The sequence below is a fragment of the Candidatus Poribacteria bacterium genome, assembly GCA_026706025.1.
Classification (GTDB): domain Bacteria; phylum Poribacteria; class WGA-4E; order WGA-4E; family WGA-3G; genus WGA-3G.
Map to the genome: position 1 here is coordinate 58,386 of JAPOZO010000052.1, position 16,409 is coordinate 74,794.

Sequence of the window (16,409 nt, forward strand, 5' to 3'; positions counted from 1 at the left end):
TTAATTACCGACTTAAGGGGGAAGAACTGGTGCATAAACAGATAAGTTTCATATTCAGTTTCGGCATCGCATTTTTGATTATCGTTTCTTCATTCACGATGGCGGAAACCGATACAACCGAAGGGACTGCAGCGGCAGTTGAGACCGTAGAACCGAAGAAAAGTCCGGTTAAAATCGGCGGGGCACTCCGGATGAACTACATCTATGGCACTTACGTTGATCAAGGGCGGGGCGAAAAAATCGGTGATGTTGATCTGGAGATATTCCGTCTCAATGCTGATTTGGACTATCAAAATATCATTGGTAGACTTGAATACCGGTGGTATCCCAGATATTATGGGGGAACCCACGGTTACAGCATGATACATACCGCCTGGTTGGGGTATAATTTGGGTGATTTGGGTACGCTTAAAGCCGGGATTGTTCGGGTACCCTTTGGACCGGGTGCCTATGGCGTTTCTACGAGTTGGTTTTTTGACCAACATTTCTATGTTGGACTTGCTGACGATCCAGATTTGGGGATCCTATGGACTGACACCCTTGATAAGTTGACGCTTGATGTGGGCTACTTCCTCATGAGCGAACCTCAGCCGCTAAAGTATGGTAGTCTGGCGAGTTCGCGATACGCCTATGACATCGTCAAATGGGAAGAAAAAGCCGATGCGAAGGGAAACGTTGAATGGGGTGCTGGTGAAAATGGATTTGATGAGCAACATCAATTGAACCTCCGAGCAATCTATGCCCTTGAGGGTATCGCTGACGTGGGGGCATCGCTGCAATTCGGGATGCTGAAAGGGACAAATGTCGGGGATGATGATAGCGGTAACCACTATGCTGTCTCTGCTCACATGAAGAATACTGTTGCGGATTTCACGCTCTTTTCGCAATTCTCCTATTACGCACATAATATCACTGATGACACGCCTTGGGGCACCGGGGATTTAATTCCGATGGGGGCTTATGACTTCGCGTGGCCCATCGCGTCCGAGGGATTAATACCCGCGCTCTCGCTACGTTATGGTGGGATAGATACCTCAAGCATCTCATGGATTGACAGCGTCACGCCTTATGTAGAATGGAGCACTATCCTGAAAACGGTGGAAAACTACAATGCCAGTACTCTCGTGACAATCGGCGCAAGTTGGACAATCTTTGGGGGACTGTATGTGTATAGCGATGTAGGACTTTCCGATGGCAACTCTTTTGTCGGTAACAAGACAGCCGATGGTAAGAAAGAAGGCTATGGTAATATCTACGATGGTGCCGGGGACTTTGGTGCTAACGGAAATAATGCTTGGAATTTGCGACTTAATTTCAACTTCGGTTATTATTTCTAAGTAGTTGTCAGTCGTCAGTTTTCAGTTTTCAGTTAAGCGGCAGATTGTTCCTGATAATCCCCTTAACTCTCACTGCGAGGCAAACTGACAACTCTTTGAAAAAGGAGAACTTTGAAAATGCACGAAGAAGGAAAACAACCGCAACATATGAGGGAAAGGGAATATAGGAAATTATTCGGTTTAGAGATTTACTTAACGCCTGTATTCGTGATTTCCAGTATCGCTATTGTTGTCTTTATTATCGGGTCTCTTATTTTCCAAGAAGGTGCGACCAAACTCTTTGGGGGTCTTCGGGTTTGGCTCACCACGAACCTTGATTGGCTGTTCATGATCTCTACCAACCTTGTTTTTCTTTTCTGTCTGGTCGTGGCGTTTTCTCCACTCGGAAAAGTGCGTCTCGGAGGCACAGACGCAAAACCCGAATACTCTTACCTAACTTGGCTTGCTATGATCTTTGCAGCAGGCGTGGGCATTGGGCTCCTCTTCTTTGGCGTTTCGGAGCCGGTTACGTATTTTCAGGGTGGTAGTTATTCGCCGCTGGGGACAGAAACGGTTTATGACCCAGGGACGGAATACAATGCCGGAAATGTCCCCGATGCGGGGGATCCCAAGGTTCAAGCGGCGGCTTCCTTGGGTATAGCGACGACGGTTTTCCACTGGGGACTGCAAGGGTGGGCGATCTACGGTGTTGTTGGACTTGCCCTCGCATTTTTCGCCTATAACCGGGGTTTACCGCTCCTGATCCGATCTGCTTTTTATCCGATATTCGGTGACCGGATATGGGGGTGGCCTGGACACATCATTGACACGTTCGCTATATTCGCTGGTATCTTTGGACTAGCGACCTCGCTCGGTTTAGGGGTCCAGCAGGTGACCTCCGGTCTTAACCATCTGTTTGGAATACCAGTGGCCCCTGTCACCATGGTTCTCCTAATTGTCGTGATCACCTCCATCGCGCTGATCTCAGTGATGACAGGTATTAATGTCGGTATCAAACGTCTCAGTCAATTTAATATAATTCTCGCCTTTTTATTACTGGCGGCTATTATCCTTCTCGGGCCAACGCTCTACATTCTTCGGACGCTTTTTACCGGACTTGGCACCTATGTTATGAAGATTATTCCGCTCAGCAACTGGATTGGGCGTGAAGATACTGGATTCTTCCACGATTGGACGACGTTCTACTGGGCATGGTGGATCGCGTGGGCACCGTTCATCGGCACCTTCATTGCTCGGATTTCAAAGGGACGCACAGTTCGTGAGTTTGTCATCTTCGTTCTTCTGCTACCGACGCTGTTATGCTTAATCTGGTTTAGTGCTTTTGGTGGCACTGCTATCCACCAGTTCCTCGCTGAAGGTTACACGGGTGTAACCGAAAATGTTGAGACATATACTTACGAACTTGCCCTATTCAAAATGTTTGAAGGACTTCCGTGGACAACGCTGCTCTCCTGCGTCGCTATGACGTTAACAATCATTTTTTTCGTTACGTCGTCGGACTCCGGTTCTCTGATTATTGACATCATCGCGGCGGGTGGCAAGGTTGACGCGCCGGTACCGCAACGTGTGTTCTGGTGTACTGTGGAAGGTTTAGTCGCTATCGCACTCTTACTTGGCGGAGGGCTGAAAGCATTACAAGCCGCTTCGCTCGCGACGGGCTTTCCGTTCGCGATTGTGATTTTAGGTATGGGTATCTGTGTCTGGATCGGGCTTAGTAAAGAGGCCCGTCAATCTGAATAGCAATCGGCTGTCAGCAATCGGCAGTCGGAAGAATAGTTGTCGGTTCTCGGCGCGCGGTTAAGAGGTTTGCTTGCGTCAAGCATCTCTTAACCAACCGTCGAAAGCCGAAAGCTGAAAGCCAATAAATATGAACGCAACAGAACTTGAATTTGAAAAATCGCTCATTGAATTAGAAAACCATCTCACGCAATTGGAAGCCTTCGCGGAAGACCATCCTGAGTTAGACCTTACAGCAGGGATTGATGCCCTAAAGCAAAATGCAGATGTGCTTACAAAGCAGACCTTCCAAAAACTAAGCCGCTGGGATAAAGTGAGGTTGGCGCGCCATGCGCAACGTCCACAAGCCTCCTTCTACATCAACGCACTCCTTGATGAACCTACCGAGATTCACGGCGATAAGTTGTACGGCGACGACCGCGCACTCATAGGTGGTTTCGCATGGTTTGATGGACATCCCCTCGTCTATCTCGCGCAGCAGAAAGGCACAAACCTTGAAGAGCGTCAAGAGATGAATTTTGGATACACGCATCCAGAAGGTTATCGCAAAGCGAGGCGGTTGATGCAGTTGGCAAATAAGTTCAACCGACCCATTATCTGTTTCGTTGATACACCGGGCGCGCATTTCGATCTCCGTTCCGAAGAATACGGACAAGCCATGGCAATCGCTGAAAATCTCGCTGAGATGATGCAGCTGCGCGTGCCAATCCTCGTCGTTATTATCGGTGAAGGCGGGAGCGGCGGGGCGTTAGCAATTGCTGTCGGAAACCGCGTATTGATGATGGAGTATGCCGTCTATTGCGTCGCACCCCCTGAAGCCTGTAGCGGTATCGTATGGAAAGACAAAGGCGAGCATGCCCCAGAGGCAACCGAAGGCTATAAACCTACTGCCCCCGATCTGCTCAAATTAGATGTCATCGACCAGGTCATCCGTGAACCGCTCGGCGGTGCACACAGGGATCCAGAAGCCGCAGCACGCAGTGTCAAACGCGCCATACGCAAGCATTTCACAGAATTGATGCAGATGACCCCTCAGCAACTCGTCCAACAAAGATATGAACGGTATCGGCACATCGGGCTTTACGGCGAAAATTCTGCTGCATAGGTTAATACGCACCACATGAAAATAAGAACGATTACTACGGGCATTCCATTGCCTTTTTCTCCTTACCAGCTTCAACGTGCGGCAAAATTTAACACCGCCTGTCAAACCTACTTTGAGGCGAACGGCTATGAAGTCCAAACAACGCGTGTGAGTTGTCAAATCTGGAATGAAAAAAGAGATATTGATACAATCCTTAGGTTAGAGTCCGATGCACAAGCATTGGGAATTGAATTCCTAAACTTGGGGACAATCCTACCTGAGAAACGCCACACGGAAACGCATCTCGCGTGTGTTTCTGATGTAATTGTCGAAAGTGAGATGCTTTTCGCCACCGTCACTCTTACGACACAATCTGGAGGTATGGCATCGGACATCGCTGAAAACACCGCAGACATCATTCGGCAGATCGCGCGTCAAACCGATGCTGGCTACGGAAATCTCCGCTTCGCAGCGTTGATGAACTGCCCACCAAATACACCCTTCTTTCCAGCGGCGTACTGGCACGACACTCGGACGAACTTCAGCATCGGATGGCAGGCGATAGATCTTGTACAAAAGGCTTTCACAGATGCCCCGAATTTAGAAGTTGGTTTGCAGAACCTGAAAACGGTCATGGAGGCAGAAGGACAGAAAATTGTCGCACTCGCACAGACGTTAGCACAGGAGTGGGGCATAAAGTTTGTTGGTATAGATGCATCGCTCGCACCGATGGGCGATGAAAGCATCGCTTACGCCATGGAACAACAACTCCCCGGTTATTTTGGCGAGCGTGGTACATTAACAGTCGCCGCCGGTCTGACCCGTACACTCCAATCCCTCGAACTACCCCTTTGTGGATATTCGGGATTAATGCTCCCTGTCCTTGAAGATGTCGGCTTGGGCGAGCGAAGTGAAGCAGGCTATTTTAACCTTGACAGTCTCCTCCTCTATTCTACTGTCTGTGGCACTGGATTGGATACCATTCCTATACCCGGCGATGCTTCGACATCTCAGATTGCCGCGATCCTAAGGGATGTCGCCACGCTCTCCATACAGTTAAGCAAACCGTTATCTGTACGCCTTTTTCCGGTTCCGGGATGCAACGCAGACTGCATGACAGAATTTGATTCTCCCTATCTAACAAACACCACAGTCATGCAGATTTGAACGGCCCCGCCACAGACTCCACTACTGACAACTGATGACTGAAAACTGACAACTCCTAAAACTTTTTCCCTTGCCAATTGTCAAATCTTTTGGTAAGATGATGCGAACGAAATTTTGAGAGTATTGTCTATCTAATTGATATGCACATCGGAGGAAACTCACAATGTATATGCGACATTGGTTACAGAGTCCTTCAAGCCTAACACACGGCAACATCATTAAACGTGAGATTTTTAGCAAACGTACAGAGGACGCTGCAGACAAAGAGGGCGCGATCCTCAGATATGTTGACAGTTTCTCTCGGTGCTACCTTGAACCGAGGATCGCTTCTGTGCCTACGGCACTTGATGACAGGCAGCTGATCTTTTACATCGTTGACGGCTCGGGTACATTTGAGGCGGGAGACTTGAAACAGCAAGTTACAGAGGGAGATGCAATCTTAGTCCCACCCGGACTCAACCATGTCTTAGAAAATTCGGAGCGCACGCCGTTAGAGTTTTTGATGTTGGAGGAGGTACTCTCGGAGGGCGTGGCGGCACCGCGCAAGGATGCACTGATCCGCAACTACAGGGAACGTCCTTTGGGACAAGGACATTGGACGCATCTCGTACATCCAATTTTCGGGCCGGACGACGGCTTGGTGACGCTACATTCAGTACTGATGGTACGGATTGAAGCGATGCAAACGCCTGATACGCACGGACACGGTCCTGATATGGACGAGGTGTGGTATATGCTCGAAGGCAACGGCATCCATGTTGTCAGCAGAAATGTATACCGGCAGATGCCGGGCGATGCTGTCTCTGTGGCTTCGTCTAACCCAGGGCATAGCCTAATCAACGACACAGATGAACCGCTCAAGACGTTCTATTTCGCACGCTACGACCGCTAAAGGGAATAACTATGGCTGACAAACCACACGTTCTGCTCATCTCAACCGATCATTGGCCCAACTCACTTTTAGGGGTCAGCGGACATCCCGCTATCCAAACACCGACGCTTGATTCGATCGCACGAGCCGGTATCCGCTTCACGCGCGGATACAGCGAATGCCCGGTTTGCGTCCCCGCACGAAAAACGTTGATGACCGGTGCCACAACAAGGACCCACAAAGACCGCGTTTTCAACGATCAAAAGGGAATAGACGGACTTCCGACAATCGCGCAGACGTTTCGCAACGCAGGATATCAGGCTTATGCTGTTGGTAAGCTGCACGTCTATCCGCAACGAGACCGCATCGGATTTGATGATGTACTGTTGGGTGAGGAAGGTAGATTACAATACGGCGCGATTGACGACTATGAACTCTTCCTCGGCGACAGAGGGTATGCCGGTCAGCAGTTCGCACATGGGATGTGCAACAACGATTACCTCAACAGACCTTGGCATCTCCCGGAAGATTGCCACGTTACAAACTGGAGCACGCAGCAGATGGTCCGGATGATTAAACGCCGGGATCCAACGCGACCCGGATTCTGGTACCTCTCCTATTGCCACCCGCACCCGCCTTTGGCACCGCTCCAGTGTTATATGGATATGTATCGCGATATCGACGTGGATATGCCCTATTATGGCGAATGGTCAAAGCAGAGCGAGGAACTCCCCTTACCGATAAAAGGACGGCAGAAACAGGACGAACACTTTAATGAAGACTTGGTCCGTTCGGCACGTCAAGCCTTTTACGCGCTTTGTACGCACATTGACCATCAGTTACGGGTCGTTATCGGCACACTACGGGAAGAAGGCTTGTTGAACAACACGATTCTGCTGTTCACATCCGATCACGGTGATATGCTCGGAAATCATGGGATGTGGGCAAAACGGCTCTATTATGAAGACTCTGCCAACGTCCCGATGCTCCTTGTCGGCACCGCAGGCGATGAACGCGTAGGGCATCACAGAGTTGATGACCGACTCGTCGGATGGCAAGATGTGATGCCGACGCTCCTTCACCTCGCTGGAATCGAGATTCCAGATACAGTAGATGGGATACCAATGGTCGGTGACGAAAAACGGGAGTGGTTGTACGGCGAATGTGGCGAAGGTGGAAGTGCGACTCGAATGATTCATGACGGACGCTTCAAGCTCATCTACTACGCTACCGGCAACTACCGACAACTCTTCGATCTGGAAGAGGATCCACGAGAGTTAAACGACCTCGCTAATTCACCAGTACACGCCGAAATCCTTGAGCGATTAACGGATATCTTGATCGGTGAACTCTACGGTAGCGATGAAAAATGGATTGAAGATGGCAAACTTGTCGGTCTGCCTGACCGTGAATATCGTCCTTCTGCGAACCGAGCCTTATCGGGCCAACGCGGACTTCACTGGCCCCCACAGCCATCTGTAGGGCGTTAGGTAAAACTTATGAAAGTCTTGACAAAATTTCAGGAATCAATTATATTATTTAGTGGAATCTCTTCGTTAGGGCATAACTCGCAAGCCCATATTTGTTAATTATGCGATTAAGCATGAAAGGAAAATAGATGTTAGCAGAAATACGTCAAAGAGAAGGGGTCATCGTTATTCGACCCACCGGACGCATGATCGGTGCAGCAAATGCTGAAATTCGAGAGCAGATTAATGAGGAACTGGAGGAGCATTTTGATTCTCCGAAGGTTATCTTTAATCTTGAGAATGTCACCCGTATGGACAGTAGTGGGCTTGGCACGCTCGTCTCTGTGAATGTGACTGTCTCCCGTAAAGGCGGACGGACAGCACTTGTCAACGCCGGTGCACATATCCGCAACCTTCTTATCCTCGGCCGCTTAATGACTGTCTTTGAAACTTACAACAGCGAAGAAGAGGGAATCCTCGCGCTAACTTCTGAAGAGAGTTAATGGGCGCGACAGAGCCATTTAGTTCCCTATTTACGCGACTGTAGTTAAGACTGAATGGCTCCGATAATACGGAGCCATATCTTGCACACCTACGCGAATTTTTCAGAGAAACCAAGATACGGAAAAGGAAATTTATGGCAAATCAGAATCTTCCAACGTTTACTGTCAACGCCGGTTTCCATGATCGAGATGGATGCCCGGTCAGTGTTAACGTTGACCATCCCGGTGTGAGCCAACTTCACGATCATTCTGTCACCTTGACAGATGTCGAATCCGGTGGCACTATCTCAGCGCAATGCTACGCCGACGAGGACGGTATTACAACCTTAAACTGGATACTCAATGGACTCGCCGCTGGTGAATCGCGGACCTATACCCTTTCAGAGGGAAGCGTTGCTGGCGAATCGGGTGTCCAACTAAATGAAGAAGCCGCAACTATTGCCGTCACACTCAATGACCGCCCCTTTACAACGTTCCGTTATGCGACTTCTAACAACAAGGGGCAATTCCGCCCCTACTTCTTCCCTGTCTTCGGCCCCGATGGACGCGAGGTAACGCGCGGTGAAACAAGCGAGATATCGAAAGATCACGTGCATCACCGTTCACTCTACGTCGCCTATGGCGAAGTTAATGACGTTGATTTGTGGGGTGAAGGAAGCAATTCTGGAAGAGTCGTGCATCAAGGCTTTACACAAAAGCAAGGCGGTGCTGTCGTCGGCAGGATTTATACACATAACAATTGGGAGACACAGTCCGGTGATGTCTTGATGACGGATAAGCAGAACTTCCGAATCTATAACCTTCCTGAGGATGCTGCGCTTATTGACTTGGATCTCAGTTTCATCGCTTCGGCGGGAGACGTTCATTTCGGAGATACCAAAGAAGGCGGTATTATGTCGATTCGAGTGCATCCGTCGATGAACGCTTCTGATGGCGGAAAGATTGAGAACGCTTTTGGCGGGATTAATGAGGCGGAAACTTGGGGAAAACGGGCGAACTGGTGTGATTATTCTGGCGTTGTTGACGGAACACCTGTCGGGATTGCTGTGTTTGATCATATTGTCAACCCGCGTTATCCGACATATTGGCATGTGCGTAACTACGGGTTAATGGGAAGCAATATCTTCGGTGGCGGCACCTTTGAAGGAGACCCTGCTAAAGATGGCTCCTACACGCTCAAACAGAGTGAAGAGATGCACTTCCGGTTCCGCGTCCTGATTCATGCAGGTGATGCAACTGTTGGAAAGGCTGGACAGAAATATCACGATTTCATCAACCCACCCGCTGTTGAGGTTTCCTGACCGCGAAATTTATACCAAGATGGCTGTCGGCGGTCCGAAAGAAAACTCCGGCGGTTTTCGATAACCAGTCCACTGATAGCCAATACACGGAGATTCATATATGCCGATCCCAACGATTCATGTGGGATGTACCCATTTCGCGCACGGTCGTTTACAAGCACAAGTCAATTCACACGGGTTAGAGCCCGTCGCGTGTGTGGACATCAACCTTGAAGCCGCACGCGATGGCGTATCATCAATAAACGATGCCCCTGAAGGCTTAACAGAACGTATCTACACCACCATCACCGAAGCAAAAGAGAAGCACGATGCACAGGCTTGCCTTATCTATGCCTCAACAACTGTTCACGCCAAGTTAATCGTCGAAAGCCTGAACCTCGGTATGCATACGCTCTGTGTCAAACCCATCGCAACAACACAGGCAGAATTCTACGACATTATTCAGGCACATAAAGCGAATCCAGGTTTAATGCTCGTTCAAGGGCAGAACAAACGTTGGAACCCCGCCGCCGCGAAGATGCGTGAATGGCTCCGCGAAGATGGTGGTATCGGTGAAATGTTAGCCGGTGAGTGCCGATTCTGGATCCGACAAAATCTGTACACTGGCCCTGATTCCCGGCAACCTGACGCTTATGTAGACGGACTCTTTTTTCATGCAGGCTGCAGCCATCAACTTGACCAACTTGTTGCCGCAAAAGGTCTACCGAAATATGTCACCGCACATGTCCACAACCGCCGTGATCCTGAACTTGGGCAAATTGAGGCTTGGGGAACAGCAGGTGGAAACGCACTCATGGAATACGCAAACGGCGCGCCTTTCTCTTATGCTGGCACACGTGCAGGGCATGCCGGTCCCTTCGGTTGGAGCGGCAGCTGGAGCTTTCACGGCGAAGAAGGTGACCTCCGACGAGACGGAGGGCATCTGCAACTTTTCCAACTCGGCAAAAACGTCGAAGATTTAACGCTCCAAGATTTACACGCCGGTTTGATAGAAGATGATCGGCTTCAATTTGATGCTTTTGCGCAGGCGATTGTCAACGGCACGGATCGAGACTGGATGCAGGAGACAACCCTCGGCACATGGATACTGATGGAAGCATTCAATGAGTCGGCGCGAACGCATGAACGCGTTGATGTTGAAGCGTTCGCTAAGAAGATGCTTGCTTGATTAGTTATCAGTTGTCAGTTGTCGGTTGGTTATTCGGAACTATTAGTGAAAAGGTTTTACCTTATCCAACCACCTCTTAACCGACTACCGATCGCCATTTTGAAAATGGAGGCTTTTTATGCAATCTCCACACGGTTCAGCGTTTCGTCCATCTGTGATGGGTAGGAACGGAATGGTTACTTCTGGACATGTACTTGCTTCGCAGGCAGGTATTCAGACAATGATGGCAGGCGGCAACGCCGTTGATGCTGCCATCGCAACCGCTGTAGCTCTCGGTATGGTTGAACCTGCTGGCTCTGGACTCGGAGGCGATGGGTTTATCCTCATCTATTGGGCGGATACCGGGAAGGTCGAAGCGGTAAATGGAACTGGACCTGCACCGCGTGCCGCGACACGGGAAACCTATCTCAAAGATGGTGGAATCCCGATGAAAGGCATACGAAGTGTTTCGGTGCCGGGAATCGTTGACGCATGGCTCCTCGCACACGAACGCTACGGCACACTCAAATTAGAAGATGTTTTCGCGCCAGCAATCTCACTCTGCGAAGATGGATTTCCCGTCAGTCACAGACTTGCGGGCGGACTTAAAGGCGAGAACGCTCGTTTCGCCGCCGAACCTGACAGTCGCGCTATTTTTACAAACGATGGTGAACCCATCCCCGCCGGCCAGTTCATCGCCAACCCTAATCTCGGTGCTACACTCCGAAAGATTGCAAAACATGGCAGAGATATATTCTACAAGGGTGAAATCGCCAAAACTATCGGCGAATTCAGCCGTGCCTACGATGGACTCTTAACGGCTGAAGACCTCGCTGATTACCACGCACACTGGGCTGAACCGATACATGTCAACTACCGTGGATACGAAGTCTATGAGATGCCTCCAAATTCGAGTGGGCATATCTTGCTCCAAGAATTGAACATGGTTGAACTATTTGATTTGCAAAATTTGGGATGCAATACCGCTGAAAGCGTGCATTTGATGGTTGAAGCGAAAAAACTCGCTTTTGCTGATCGCGAAAAATATATGGCGGACCCAGAATGGGTGGATGTTCCGATAGAAGGCATGTTATCGAAAGCCTACGCTGCCGAACAAGCCGAACGCATTGACTTGGAGAAAGCCGCTTTCGATGTGCCAGCCGGTGGGCCAGAGGCACATGAGGATACGACCTGTTTCTGCACCGCTGATCGCGCAGGAAACCTCGTCTGTATTTTGCAAAGCATCCAATCAGGTTTCGGTTCCGGTCTGGTTGCTGGGGACACAGGCGTTCTTTTGAACAATCGCATGACCTATTGGCATTTGGAAGAAGGGCACCCGAACTGCTTGATACCGGGTAAACGCGTCCGTCATACGATGAACCCTGTCATTGTTACTAAAGACGGTCAGCCGTTCTTAGCGTGCGGGACACCAGGCGCGGATACACAGGTCCAGACAAACTTACAACTCGTTACCCATGTCCTCGATTTCGGAATGACTCCGCAAGAGGCGGTCTCTGCGCCGCGTTGGCGCAGTTTACAAAACCCGATGGAATCCACTATTCCGCACACTTGTTCTAATGACCTTCAGTTAGAAACCCGGTTCTCTTCAGATACCAAGGATGGATTAACAGAGAGGGGACACGAACTCCAAATCGTTGGGGATTGGGGCGGTCCCGGAAGTGCACAGATGATAATAGTTCATCCCGAATCTGGCGCGCTTATTGGAGGCTCTGACCCAAGAACTGATGGGTACGCCGTTACTTTTTAGTCTCTAATTTTTATACCAGAAAAGTGAAAAGAATGCCAACTCGCTCTCACATTTTGCTGTTATCATTTTCTTACCCTAAGTTGCTATGTTCTACAGTTTCCTACACGGCAATTTAGACTGTTTAGATTTAAACATTAAGAGCAAAAACCTTTAGAGTGACGATCTGGGTTCGGGATGTTAAACGAAACGGACATCGCTAACTTAATCGATACCTAATAGGAGGATTATCGTGAATAGCAGCATTATAGGGATCGTTGTACGTGCGATCCTTTTAACAACCTTTTGTCTCGTAACATCACTGGTGTGGGCAGCTGATACTGTTCTCTTTGAAGAAGATTTTGAAGATGTAACCCTCGAAGCAAGTATAATGGAACAGGTCAAAGATAAAAAAGTTTGGTCAGGGACACCGCCTGAGGGTTGGGAAATTACAAACGAAAACCCCAAAGACCTCGGAATGCCTGAGTGGAGGACCTGGGCGATTGTTGACCTTGAGTGGTGGACAGCAACGGCGGAAGACCAGCGGCGTAGCGAGTTCACAGGGGTACACAATGACGGCAAAGGCATCGGTAACGGAGCCGTTTCTGATCCTGATGAATGGGATGATTGGGAAGGAAATGGCGACCCTGACGCGTTGAGTCGTTGGAATGGCCACTTAATTACGCCACCGATTAAAATCAAGGGCGCAGCAGCAAAGTCGCTCGTTTTAACGTTGGATTCGAGTTGGCGACCTGAAGATACGCAAAACGGTGAAATAACAGTAAGTTTTGACGGTGGTAAGGAAGAACGCATCTTATTCTTCAAGAGTGTCGGTATTGACGCAGGCGCGCATACACTTGTTACAATTCCTACGCTCGACCTGGATGAGGAAGATATAAAGGATGGAGAACAGATAAACGAAACGTTAGAAATCCCGATTGATAATCCGGCAAATGCCACTGAGATGATCATTAGTTTCGGTGTCATTGATGCACAGAATGATTGGTGGTGGGCAATAGATAATATAAAACTCATCAGCACAGCATTTTCTGTTGAGCCAAAACATAAATTAGCAGTTAGGTGGGCAGAACTAAAATCCTAACAACACACCACCTTCGTCGCGTTGTGAGCGACTCGACATCGTTTACTGTTCGGCGAGGATAGCCGTAAAGAAGGGCTGTACTCACCTAAAGTGTAGCCCTTTTTTCTATCTTGTTGGCTTTTAGGAGAAAAATTAATGAAAATTTTAGTCACAGGCGGTACAGGTCGTATTGGGTCCAATCTTGTGAAAAAATTACTGGAAAAAGGACACGATATCCGCAGCTTTGTTTATCCGGGTGATGTCAATCGTGTCGGAAGATGGGACGGCGCGGAACGCGTTGAGACTGTCCTTGGCGATCTGCGCGAATATGAGGATGTGAAAAAAGCCGTTGAAGGTGTAGATGCCATCTATCATATCGCTGCTGCCTTCGGTGGCCCCTTCAATAACCGTGAATACTTGGCAATCAACGGCATGGGGACACTCAACATTTTAGAGTGTATCCGCGAATTCAATCCGAACATTCACCGTCTCGTTTATGCGTGTACCGAAGCGATTTATTGGGAACTCACCGAAAAAGGCAGATTTTTCAATGAACCCATCACAGAGGACATGGTTGCGAAGTACCATCACATGCCCTATTTCCTTACCAAATGGATCGGCGAGGAATTGTGCATGACTTATCACCACCAATACGGTGTGCCTTCCACGGTTTTCCGCTTCACAACCGTCATTGAACCGAGCGAATTCCTCAATGAGGACGGGTTACCAAAGCAATTCGTTTTTAGTCCGATCTATAATAGATATAAGAATTATAAAGGCGATGATCCAACTGAATTAGAGACCGCAGAGACCGTCAAACGTCTCTGGGATGGACAAGAGAAGTTCATACTCAAACGCAACCGTGATGGACACCCCTTCAAGGAACATTTCACCGATGTCCGCGATATCGTGCAAGGGTTGGTCTTAGGAATTGAGAAAGATGCTGCTGTCGGTGAAGAATTCACGCTCGGTGGAAACGGCGTTTTCAAACACGAAGAGGTTATGCCATACCTATCTGAACGCTACCAGATGGATTTTGTTGATGTGAAACTCGCACAATCCCTCTATTTTGAATTTGATTTAAGCAAAATCAAAACGCTGTTGGACTTCAAACCCCAGCACGACTTGGCAAGTATCCTTGATGCCGCAGAAGCGATGCGCCGCGGTGAAGATGTCGGTATTATTCCGACAGGTGTCCGGTGGAGTTAATATCAATCTTTCTTCGCTTTTTCTTGACAATACCGCCAAAAATGGGTTAGACTCTTAAGAAACACATTTGTCCCAAATTGTGTCCTTGGAGGTTATCTACCGTGAAAAAATCCTTTGGAATTACTGCGCGTTACGCAATCGTTCTGGTCGCTTTTGCTTTCTTGACATTGAATTGCACCAAAGTTACGGTTGCCCCGACACGGCAAGTCTCATCAAGCACAAAACACCTCGACCGGCACATCAACACTGTGCTTAAAAGAAAAGATATTCAACCCTCAGAAATGTCAGCGGACACGGAGTTTTTGCGTCGTGTTCATCTCGACCTAACAGGTAAAATTCCCACCCCCGAAGAAGTCTTGAATTTTCTCAAGGACGGCTCTCCTAACAAACGCCAAAAAAAGATTGATCAATTGTTAGGCAGCGAGCCTTATATTGATTATTGGACTCGGTTGTGGGTAAACTGGTTAATCGGCAGGCGCGGTGATGGAGATGATCAGCGCATCGGATTAACAGCTTGGGTACAGGACGCTTTGACGAAAAATATGCCCTACAATCAGTTCGTTCAAGAGCTCATCGCTGCGGACGGCGAGTTAAAGGACAACGGTGCCGGAAACTATATCATGCGTTATGAGCGATCCCCGGTTGTGCTAACTTCGCATAGTTCGCGACTCTTTTTAGGGCTACCTATGCAGTGTGCTGAATGCCACGATCATAAGACAGAAGCTTGGAGCCAAGCGGATTACTACGGTATTGCCGCCTTTTTTACTGGTATTGAGAGTGAACAGAAAGGATACATCCAGACAATGGATATGGCGGGTAATGAGAGGCGGATGGAAAATTTTCTGATTACCAACAAACCGAGGAAGTCTATGTGGGTGGAGAGAATGGACGCAGAAGTCTCACCGCGCTTCCTTGGCGGCACAGAATACACAGGTTCACTCACTAAAAGGCGTGCGGCACTCGCACAATGGATGACCGATAAATCAAACCCCTATTTCAGCCGGGCAATCGTAAACCGCATCTGGAAACACTTCATGGGACGCGCCTTTGTTGAACCTATTGATGGATTCGGCGAAGAGAATCTACCCACCAACCCGGAATTGTTGAATTGGCTCGCAGAGGACCTTGTCATTTACGATTACGACCTGCGACACTTGATGCGGACAATCCTTAATTCAGAAGCTTACCAGCGTACATCACAAACGAATAAGAGTAATAAAGATGACGAACTTTATTATTCACACGCGTACTTGAAACCGCTAAGTGCTGAGCAGTTTTTCTATTCGCTCCTGCAGGCGACTGGCTATGAAAGGCTTCAGGAGGTGAAAATGAAAGGCGCGAACAGGCAGGGAGGTGAGGACCGCAGGGGGATGCTACGCGAGCTTGAACGGAGGAAACGCGATCATCTCGAAAGGTTCCTGTTCCTACTTGATAACGGCGAAATGGAAGAGATCGAAGCGTTCAATGGAACCGTGCCACAGGCACTTATGATGATCAATGGAAACATGGTGAATGATAGCGCGACTCACGGAGAACGCGGCAGCTTTGTCAATTATGTCATGGAAAAATGGCGCCAACCCGCCGATCGACTGGAATATATCTATCTTAACATTCTCTCTCGGTTACCAACTGCTAAAGAGAAAACCTTTTTTCAACGTTATATGGAACGCAGCCTCTATCGAAATAAAGACTTGGCTTACGAAGACCTTTATTGGGTCTTGTTAAATTCAGCTGAATTTTCGCTTAATCATTAGTTCGC

13 protein-coding genes are annotated in these 16,409 nt (G+C 48.7%); all 13 read left to right on the plus strand.

All coding sequences use genetic code 11. The annotated features are described in order from the left end of the window. The first annotated feature begins 29 nt into the window (after positions 1-29). Positions 30-1,337, plus strand: a complete 1,308-nt coding sequence (locus tag OXH00_11205) for a hypothetical protein (GenBank protein ID MCY3741579.1) — start codon at positions 30-32, stop codon at positions 1,335-1,337. Positions 1,338-1,454: 117 nt separating this feature from the next. Continuing rightward, positions 1,455-3,077 carry a BCCT family transporter gene (locus tag OXH00_11210; protein MCY3741580.1) on the plus strand — a complete coding sequence of 541 codons (1,623 nt, stop codon included), beginning with the start codon at positions 1,455-1,457 and terminating at the stop codon, positions 3,075-3,077. A gap of 127 nt (positions 3,078-3,204) precedes the next feature. Next, positions 3,205-4,179, plus strand: coding sequence for an acetyl-CoA carboxylase carboxyltransferase subunit alpha (locus OXH00_11215; protein MCY3741581.1), 975 nt, complete (start codon positions 3,205-3,207; stop codon positions 4,177-4,179). Positions 4,180-4,194: 15 nt separating this feature from the next. Next, positions 4,195-5,325: a DUF711 family protein gene (locus tag OXH00_11220; GenBank protein MCY3741582.1), complete on the plus strand. Its 1,131-nt coding sequence runs from the start codon at positions 4,195-4,197 to the stop codon at positions 5,323-5,325. 163 nt (positions 5,326-5,488) lie between these two features. Continuing rightward, positions 5,489-6,217: a cupin domain-containing protein gene (locus OXH00_11225; GenBank protein ID MCY3741583.1), complete on the plus strand. Its 729-nt coding sequence runs from the start codon at positions 5,489-5,491 to the stop codon at positions 6,215-6,217. Between the two features lie 11 nt (positions 6,218-6,228). Then, positions 6,229-7,686 (plus strand): sulfatase-like hydrolase/transferase, encoded by a 1,458-nt coding sequence (locus tag OXH00_11230; GenBank protein MCY3741584.1) that lies wholly within the window; start codon positions 6,229-6,231, stop codon positions 7,684-7,686. Between the two features lie 128 nt (positions 7,687-7,814). Then, positions 7,815-8,168, plus strand: coding sequence for an STAS domain-containing protein (locus tag OXH00_11235; GenBank protein ID MCY3741585.1), 354 nt, complete (start codon positions 7,815-7,817; stop codon positions 8,166-8,168). A 134-nt stretch (positions 8,169-8,302) separates the two neighbouring features. Next, entirely contained in the window at positions 8,303-9,469 is a 1,167-nt protein-coding gene (locus OXH00_11240) for a PmoA family protein (GenBank protein ID MCY3741586.1), read from the plus strand. Between the two features lie 100 nt (positions 9,470-9,569). Next, a complete protein-coding gene (locus OXH00_11245; protein MCY3741587.1) occupies positions 9,570-10,637 on the plus strand; it encodes a Gfo/Idh/MocA family oxidoreductase in 1,068 nt (355 codons plus the stop codon). 118 nt (positions 10,638-10,755) lie between these two features. Next, on the plus strand, positions 10,756-12,384 hold the full coding sequence (gene ggt / locus OXH00_11250) for a gamma-glutamyltransferase (protein MCY3741588.1): 1,629 nt from the start codon (positions 10,756-10,758) through the stop codon (positions 12,382-12,384). A 229-nt stretch (positions 12,385-12,613) separates the two neighbouring features. Beyond that, entirely contained in the window at positions 12,614-13,462 is an 849-nt protein-coding gene (locus OXH00_11255) for a hypothetical protein (protein ID MCY3741589.1), read from the plus strand. Positions 13,463-13,597: 135 nt separating this feature from the next. Next, entirely contained in the window at positions 13,598-14,650 is a 1,053-nt protein-coding gene (locus OXH00_11260; GenBank protein ID MCY3741590.1) for an NAD(P)-dependent oxidoreductase, read from the plus strand. Between the two features lie 101 nt (positions 14,651-14,751). Continuing rightward, positions 14,752-16,404: a DUF1549 and DUF1553 domain-containing protein gene (locus OXH00_11265; protein MCY3741591.1), complete on the plus strand. Its 1,653-nt coding sequence runs from the start codon at positions 14,752-14,754 to the stop codon at positions 16,402-16,404. Positions 16,405-16,409: the final 5 nt, after the last annotated feature.

What these genes read in the sequence shown, in the direction of transcription:
- OXH00_11210 (MCY3741580.1), top strand. Translation starts at nt 1,455, where the DNA reads ATGCACGAAGAAGGAAAACAACCGCAACATATGAGGGAAAGGGAATAT.
- OXH00_11215 (MCY3741581.1), top strand. Translation starts at nt 3,205, where the DNA reads ATGAACGCAACAGAACTTGAATTTGAAAAATCGCTCATTGAATTAGAA.
- OXH00_11220 (MCY3741582.1), top strand. Translation starts at nt 4,195, where the DNA reads ATGAAAATAAGAACGATTACTACGGGCATTCCATTGCCTTTTTCTCCT.
- OXH00_11225 (MCY3741583.1), top strand. Translation starts at nt 5,489, where the DNA reads ATGTATATGCGACATTGGTTACAGAGTCCTTCAAGCCTAACACACGGC.
- OXH00_11230 (MCY3741584.1), top strand. Translation starts at nt 6,229, where the DNA reads ATGGCTGACAAACCACACGTTCTGCTCATCTCAACCGATCATTGGCCC.
- OXH00_11235 (MCY3741585.1), top strand. Translation starts at nt 7,815, where the DNA reads ATGTTAGCAGAAATACGTCAAAGAGAAGGGGTCATCGTTATTCGACCC.
- OXH00_11240 (MCY3741586.1), top strand. Translation starts at nt 8,303, where the DNA reads ATGGCAAATCAGAATCTTCCAACGTTTACTGTCAACGCCGGTTTCCAT.
- OXH00_11245 (MCY3741587.1), top strand. Translation starts at nt 9,570, where the DNA reads ATGCCGATCCCAACGATTCATGTGGGATGTACCCATTTCGCGCACGGT.
- ggt (MCY3741588.1), top strand. Translation starts at nt 10,756, where the DNA reads ATGCAATCTCCACACGGTTCAGCGTTTCGTCCATCTGTGATGGGTAGG.
- OXH00_11260 (MCY3741590.1), top strand. Translation starts at nt 13,598, where the DNA reads ATGAAAATTTTAGTCACAGGCGGTACAGGTCGTATTGGGTCCAATCTT.